General features: G+C 60.8%; 4 protein-coding genes. All 4 read left to right on the forward strand.

The features are described from left to right. The first annotated feature begins 370 nt into the window (after nt 1-370). Nucleotides 371-3,658, forward strand: a complete 3,288-nt coding sequence (gene recJ / locus AB5164_RS09375) for a single-stranded-DNA-specific exonuclease RecJ (protein WP_368142259.1) — start codon at nt 371-373, stop codon at nt 3,656-3,658. A 15-nt stretch (nt 3,659-3,673) separates the two neighbouring features. Then, nucleotides 3,674-6,034 carry a RelA/SpoT family protein gene (locus AB5164_RS09380; protein ID WP_368148027.1) on the forward strand — a complete coding sequence of 787 codons (2,361 nt, stop codon included), beginning with the start codon at nt 3,674-3,676 and terminating at the stop codon, nt 6,032-6,034. 88 nt (nt 6,035-6,122) lie between these two features. Next, the gene (locus AB5164_RS09385) at nt 6,123-6,806 is read left to right on the forward strand and encodes an MBL fold metallo-hydrolase (protein ID WP_368143319.1); all 684 of its coding nucleotides are present in this window, start codon (nt 6,123-6,125) and stop codon (nt 6,804-6,806) included. A 194-nt stretch (nt 6,807-7,000) separates the two neighbouring features. Next, nucleotides 7,001-7,390: class II fructose-bisphosphate aldolase (locus AB5164_RS09390; protein WP_368143318.1), on the forward strand; the 390-nt coding region annotated here is incomplete at its 3' end.

The raw sequence follows: 7,390 nt of genomic DNA on the forward strand, positions 1-7,390 counted from the left end.
GTTGAGGAAAGAGCACGCCGAGCGCCACGCAAATCGGAACGATGATTTGCATGTGCCCCGCGAGAAACTTGCCCAGTCCAACCCATTGCTTCATATGCTCTTGTGACTCCCTTTGCTCGTGAATCCGTTTTGACTGAATATGCTAGACGCTCACATGTGTCCGTGCGTCAGAAACGCTCGATTATTTCGAGGGTATTACCGGCATCGTTTACCGAAACCGCGGCGTGCTGCGGCGATTTGCGTCCGCGCCGCACGGTATAATAAATCCGTTCAGCAGATCTGCCTGCCGAAGCGGGCATACACAGAGGACTCATCGCTATGAACCGTGAGAGGTATCGCGGCGACCTGCCCCTATCGGGGGTGGGTGCCTATGTCATCGCTTAAGACGACGCATCGCTGGGCGGTCGCTCAGCAAAACCCCGAGCTCGAAAAGGAGCTTTCGGCTGGTCTGGGCATTCCCGGGCTGGTGGCGCGCATTATGGTCGCGCACGGCATTGGCTCCATCAAAGAGGGCCAATTGTTTTTGACGCCTTCGCTCGATCGCGACTGGGCCGACCCACTCATTATCCCGGGCATGTCGGTCGTTGCCGACCGCGTCGAGCGTGCTATTCGCAACCACGAGCACATTGCAGTCTTTGGCGATTTTGACGTTGACGGTATTACGTCGACCTGCCTGTTGACCGAGGCGCTGCGCACGTTTGGCGCCGATGTCACGCCGTTTATTCCGCATCGCTTTGATGAGGGCTACGGTCTTTCGCGCGCGGCGCTCGACCGCGTTAACGAGCTCGCTCGCCCCCAGCTGATCGTAACCGTCGATAACGGCATTGCCGCCAAGGAAGAGGTTTCCTATCTGGAGAGCCTGGGGATCGATTTGGTGGTCACGGACCATCACGAGCCCTCCGACCAGGTGCCGCAGGGTGTGCCCCTGACTGACCCCAAGCTCGAGGACGAGGGACCCTCGCGTGAGCTTGCCGGTGCTGGTGTGGCGCTCAAGCTGGTGCAAGTCCTGGGTGAGCGCCTGGGCAAGCCGTCGTATTGGCGTTCGCTAATCGAGGTCGCGGCGCTGGGCACCGTGTCCGACATGATGCCGCTCACGCCCGAGAACCGCGCGCTGGTTGCCGAGGGCATCCAGCAGATGCGCGTAACCGCTCGCCCCGGCTATATCGCGCTTGCCGCGCTCGCCAAGGCGGACCTTTCGAGCATTACGGCGGATGGCCTGTCATTCTCGCTCATTCCCCGCTTAAACGCTGCCGGTCGCATGGCCGATCCCAAGCTGGCGCTCGACCTGCTGCTTGCCCGCGATCCCATCGAAGCAAGCGCACTGGCGGCTGAGCTCGAGGAAATCAACCGCCAGCGCCGTGAGATCGAGGCGGAGCTCACGCGCGATGCCATGGCAAAGGTCGAGGAGACCTATGACGGCGGACGCGCGATCGTCGTGGGCGGCGAAGGCTGGCACGAGGGCGTCAAGGGCATCGTGGCAAGCCGTCTGACCAACCGCTACCACGTGCCGGCGCTGCTGTTCTCGATCGAGGACGGTATCGCGCGCGGCTCTGGTCGCTCGGTGGGCAAAGTTAACCTGTTTGACGCCATCGAGCGCTGTTCCGACCTGATGATTCGTCGCGGCGGACATGCCGGTGCGGTGGGTGTGACTATCGAGGCATCCAAGCTCGACGAGTTCCGCCGTCGCCTTTCGGCCGTGCTATCGGAGCTTCCCGCCGAGGACTTTGAGGACACTGACGAGGTTGCCGCCACCGTTGACCTCTCCGAGCTAAATATCGAGACCATCGAGCAGATTTCCCGCCTTGAGCCGTTTGGCCAGGGTAATAAGGTGCCGCTGCTGGCTGCCGAGGGCGTGACGATGTGTGATCGCGCCGTGGTGGGTAAGACCGGCGAGCACATGCGCTTCGTGGCGACGGATGGCGCCGCGAGTGTGCCGGCCATCATGTTTCGTGTACCGCAAATCGATAAGCTCATCAACTGCGATAGCGCTGTCGACTTGGTGTTCGAGGCCGTTGCCGAGCATTGGCAGGGTCGTGTGAAGCCCAAGCTCATGATCAAGGATGTTCTGGTCCGCGATACCACGCTGCCCAGCGTCGACGATCCGGCATGCGAGCTTCGTCGTGGCGTGCAGCCGGCGGATTCCGGCCTGCGCCTGGAGTCGCGTAAGCGCGAGACGCTCGCCCAGCTTTCCTATACCGAGCTCACGCGCTCGCTTATCCATAGCTTTATCGGCTCGAACCAGCCGCACCGCGCGCAGGTCGAGGCGCTCGATGCCCTGGCCGATCACCAAAGTGTTCTGGCCGTTATGGGAACGGGGCGCGGCAAGTCGCTCATCTTCCATGTGCATGCCGCGCGTGAGGCGGTGCTTCGCGGACGTTCGAGCATCTTTGTCTATCCGCTGCGTGCGCTTGTTGCCGACCAGGCCTATCACCTCTCGTCGACGATGGCAGCGCTTGGCATTGGCGTTGGCGTGCTGACCGGCGAGACCGTGGAGGCCGCACGCGATGACGTGTTCGCCGGCCTAGCTTCGGGCCGCACCGGTATCGTGCTCACGACGCCCGAGTTCCTATCTATCCACCGTGACCGCTTCGCGCGTTCGGGTCGCATCGGCTTTGTCGTTATCGATGAGGCGCATCATGCCGGTCTTGCCAAGGGCGGCGACCGCAGCGCCTATCTCGACATGCCCGATATCCTCAAAGCCTTGGGCGACCCGGTCGTTATGGCTGCGACGGCCACCGCAACGGCTCCGGTTGTGGCCGAGCTCGCCCGCGTACTACCGATTACCCGCACGGTGGTCGACGAGACGGTGCGCGAGAACCTGCAGCTCGAGGACGACCGCGACCTTGCGAGCCGCGAGAACCGTTTGGTGTCGATCGTGGCGACGGGGGAGAAGACCGTCATTTACGTCAATTCGCGCGACCAGTCCGTGGCGCTCGCCAAGACGTTGCGCAAGCGTGTGCCCGATTGCGCAACCCATATCGCGTTCTATAACGCGGGGCTTGCGCGTTCCGATCGCCGTCGCGTGGAGGAGGCATTCCGAGACGGCAGCCTCAGCTGCATCGTTTCGACCTCCGCCTTTGGCGAGGGTGTCAACCTGCCCGATATCCGCCATGTCGTGCTCTACCACATGCCGTTTGGCGCCATCGAGTTCAACCAGATGAGCGGACGTGCCGGCCGCGATGGCCAGCCCGCCGTGATCCATCTGCTCTATTCGTCGCGCGACGCCCGCATTAACGAGCGCCTGCTCGACTGCTATGCGCCCGAGCGCGACGAGCTCGTCACGCTCTATCGCGCGCTGCAGACCATGTGGCGCTCCAACCGCGGCAAAACCGGGGACGATTCCTTTAGCGCGAGCGATATCGACATCGCGCAGATGTGCCTTGCCATCGATGCTCGCACGCCGGTCGACGAGCGTTCGGTGGAAAGCGGCCTGGGAATCTTCGAAGAGCTTGGTTTCTGTCGAGTTTCGGGGTTTGACGACACCCGTCGCATCGCGATGGCCGAAAACCCTGGCCGCGTGCAATTGAGCAGGTCAATTCGCTATTTGGAGGGCTTGCGCTCGCGCATGGAGTTTTCGGCTTTCCGGAGCTGGGCGCTCGATTCGTGCGCTTCTGATATGCTAGCCAAAGTTAACCGCCCGATCGTACCGCGGGCCTAGGGGAAGGGGACCTCGATGGATGCCGCAGCCCGTACCGCCCATGATTCCACCCTCCAGCCGTTTTCGGAGATGGAGCACTATAAGCATGCCGATGAGCTGCCGCCCGAGATTATGGCGGACAGCTACGACAAGCTGGAGCGCCTGTGCTTCAAATATATGAATGAGGACGACTTTTCTAAGGTTGAGCAGGCCTACTGCTTTGCCGCCGAGAAGCACTGCAACCAAAAGCGCCGCTCGGGCGAGATGTACATTAACCATCCCGTCGAGGTTGCCATCATTTTGGCCGATCTCAAGATGGACTGCGATGTGGTGTGTGCCGCGCTGCTGCACGATACCGTCGAGGATACCGAGACCTCGCTCACCGATGTTTCCGGCCTGTTTGGCGATACGGTGGCCGAGCTCGTCGATGGCGTGACCAAGCTCACCAACATCGAAGTCGACAGCATGGACGAGAAGCAGGCGCTCACGCTGCGCAAGATGTTCCTCGCCATGTCCAAGGACATTCGCGTCATCATCGTTAAACTTGCCGACCGTCTGCACAACATGCGAACGCTGGCAGCCCTGCGCGAGGATCGTCGCCTGTTTAAGGCTCGCGAGACCATGGACGTGTACGCGCCCTTGGCCGACCGTCTGGGCATGAGCTCTATTAAGTGGGAGCTCGAGGACCTGTCTTTCTTCTACCTGGAGCCCGATGCCTACCAGCGCATCGCGCGCATGGTGGCTGAGTCGCGCGAGGTCCGCGAGCGCTACCTTGCCGAGACCATCAAGACGCTTACCGATGAGCTCAACCGCATTGGTCTGGAGGACTTCCAGATCAACGGCCGCTCCAAGCACTATTGGTCCATCTACCAAAAGATGAAGCGCAAGGGCAAGGAGTTCTCCGAGATCTACGACCTGGTGGCGCTGCGCGTTATTACCCATTCGGTGCGCGATTGCTACTCCACGCTCGGTGCGGTGCATACGCTGTGGCACCCCATGCCTGGTCGCTTTAAAGACTATATCGCCATGCCCAAGGTCAATAACTACCAGTCGCTCCACACGACGGTCATCGGCCCTACGGCTCGTCCGCTCGAGATTCAGATTCGAACCTACGAGATGCATGAGCAGGCCGAGTACGGCATTGCCGCCCACTGGCTATACAAGAAGTCGGGCGGATCGTCTGCTTCCAAGACCAATGACGCTCAACGTTTGGACGACCAGATCAACTGGCTCAAGCATTCGCTCGATTGGGCGGCTTCCGACGAGATCACCGATGCCAAGGAATACCTGCACTCGCTGAAGGTCGATCTGTTCGATCAGGAGATCTTTGTCTTCACGCCCAAAGGCGAGGTCATGGCGCTTCGTGCCGGATCCACGCCGCTCGACTTTGCCTATGCCGTTCACACCGAGGTGGGAAACCATTGCGTCGGCGCCAAAATCAACGGTGCGGTGGCTCCGCTCACGCACGAGATTAAGACGGGTGACCGTGTCGAGATCCTGACCAACAAGAGTTCCAAGCCGTCGCGTGATTGGCTCAAGATCGTTAAGACACCTTCCGCCAAGTCAAAGATCCGCCGCTATTTTGCCGCTGCGACCAAGGACGACGACGCTGCTGCTGGTCGCGATATGCTGGCCAAGGACCTGCGTAAGCGTGGCTATGGCATTTCTACGCCGCGTTCGACGCGTGCGCTCAACGCCGTGGCGGAGCAGTTTAACTTCAAGCAGCTCGAGGACCTGTTTGCCGCCGTCGGCGCCGGCAAGGTTGCCCCGCGCGCTGTGGGCAATAAGGTCGAGCAAATCTTGGACCCCAAGCCCGAGGAACAGCTCACCAAGGCCGAGGCTATCGCCGAGGTCGTGAAGCAGCCCGCTCGCGGCTCCAACCGCAAGCCGCAAAAGCGCGGCAAGAGCGCCAGTAACGGCATTATCGTCAAGGGCGAGAGCAACAGCGGCCTGCTGGTCCGTCTGGCTCATTGCTGCAACCCCGTGACGGGCGACGACATCGTCGGCTTCATCACGCGTGGTCGTGGCGTTTCGGTGCATCGCGCCAACTGCCCTAACGTCAAGGGTCTTATGGAACATCCCGAGCGCATGATTGATGTGGAGTGGGACGGCGCTGCCGATACCCTCTTCCAGGTCGAGATCGTGGTCGAGTGCCTGGACCGCATGGGCCTGCTCAAGGATGTCACCATTGCCATTGGCGATGCGGGCGGCAATATCCTTTCCGCCGCCACGTCGACCAACCGCGAGGGTATTGCAACCCTGCGCTTTATGGTCGAAATTTCGGATGCGAGCGGCCTGGATCCGCTGCTGGCTTCCATCAGCAGTGTCGATTCGGTCTACGACGCTCGCCGTCTTATGCCCGGCGAGGGCGGAGCGCAACTCAAGCGCCGTGTGTAGGTGCGAGAGCCTCTCAGCATCATAGATATTGGTTACGTTCGAGGCATCGTTTGGTGCCTCGAACGTATTTTAGAAGGAGGGTATGCGCATGGGCGATATGACTTTGGACCTGACACCCCGAGGCGCGGCTTCGATTGAGGCGCTCGTCAACGGCCCGATTCAGACCAACAGCTACGCCGTGATTTCGAATGACGAGTGCTTAATCGTCGATCCGGCGTGGGAGGGCGAGCGTCTTGTGGAGCATATCCACACCGCGCATCCCGAGGTGCGCGTACTCGGCTCTGTCTGCACGCACGGTCATGCCGACCATGTTGGCGGGGTTGCCGGGGTTCGAGCTGTCGTTGGCGACAGCGCACTATATGAGTTGTGCGCTAAGGACGTGACGGTACCTCGCGCAAATATCGAGGAGCAGCGCGCCATGTGGGACATCGAGACGCCCGATCCGGGTGAGCCGACGCGCTTGCTTGCCGAGGGCGATACAATCGAGGTGGGCGACGTCTGCCTGCAGGTGATCGAGACGCCGGGGCATACGCCGGGCGGCATTGTCCTGTTCGCCGCGACCGAGCAGGGGAACATCGCCTTTGTGGGCGACACGCTTTTCCCGGGCAGCCACGGTCGTACCGATCTTTCCGGCGGTGACGAGGCGGCGATTCTGCGCTCGCTCTCCAAGCTCGCCCGGCTTCTCCCGCCCGATACCGTTTGCCTAACCGGCCATGGCGATTCGACCACTGTGGCACGCGAGCTTATGCAGAACCCTTTCATGCAGATGTAGCTTTGCAGTCAGCTTCTGAAGCATGAGAAGCGTCCAAACGTCAAGATATTTTCCCCAACGGGTCGATTCCGTAGGGCAAACGGTCAAAAAAAGTCTGTTTGGACGATATTCGTGAACAAACGAACGTTTATGCTCGGATACGCCGTGGTAAAATCACAGGCGTTATCGGAGCAACCTTACAGGAGGTTTCTTTTATGCTCGTCAACGCAGCAGACATGCTCAAGAAGGCCGAGGCCGGCAAGTACGGTCTCGGTGCCTTCAACACCAACAACCTCGAGTGGACCCTGGCTATTCTCCAGGCCGCCGAGGAGGCCAAGTCTCCGCTGATCCTTCAGTGCACCGCTGGTGCCGCTAAGTGGATGGGCGGTTTCAAGGTCTGCGCCGACATGGTCAAGGCTGCCGTCGAGGCCACGGGCGTTACCGTTCCCGTCGCCCTTCACCTCGATCACGGTTCTTACGAGGACTGCTTCAAGTGCATCGAGGCCGGCTTTACGTCCATCATGTATGACGGCTCTCACGAGGAGACCTTCCAGCTTAACCTCGACCGCACCAAGGAGCTCGTTGAGCTTGCCCACTCCAAGGGC

The organism is Collinsella aerofaciens, from assembly GCF_040915425.1.
Classification (GTDB): domain Bacteria; phylum Actinomycetota; class Coriobacteriia; order Coriobacteriales; family Coriobacteriaceae; genus Collinsella; species Collinsella aerofaciens_BW.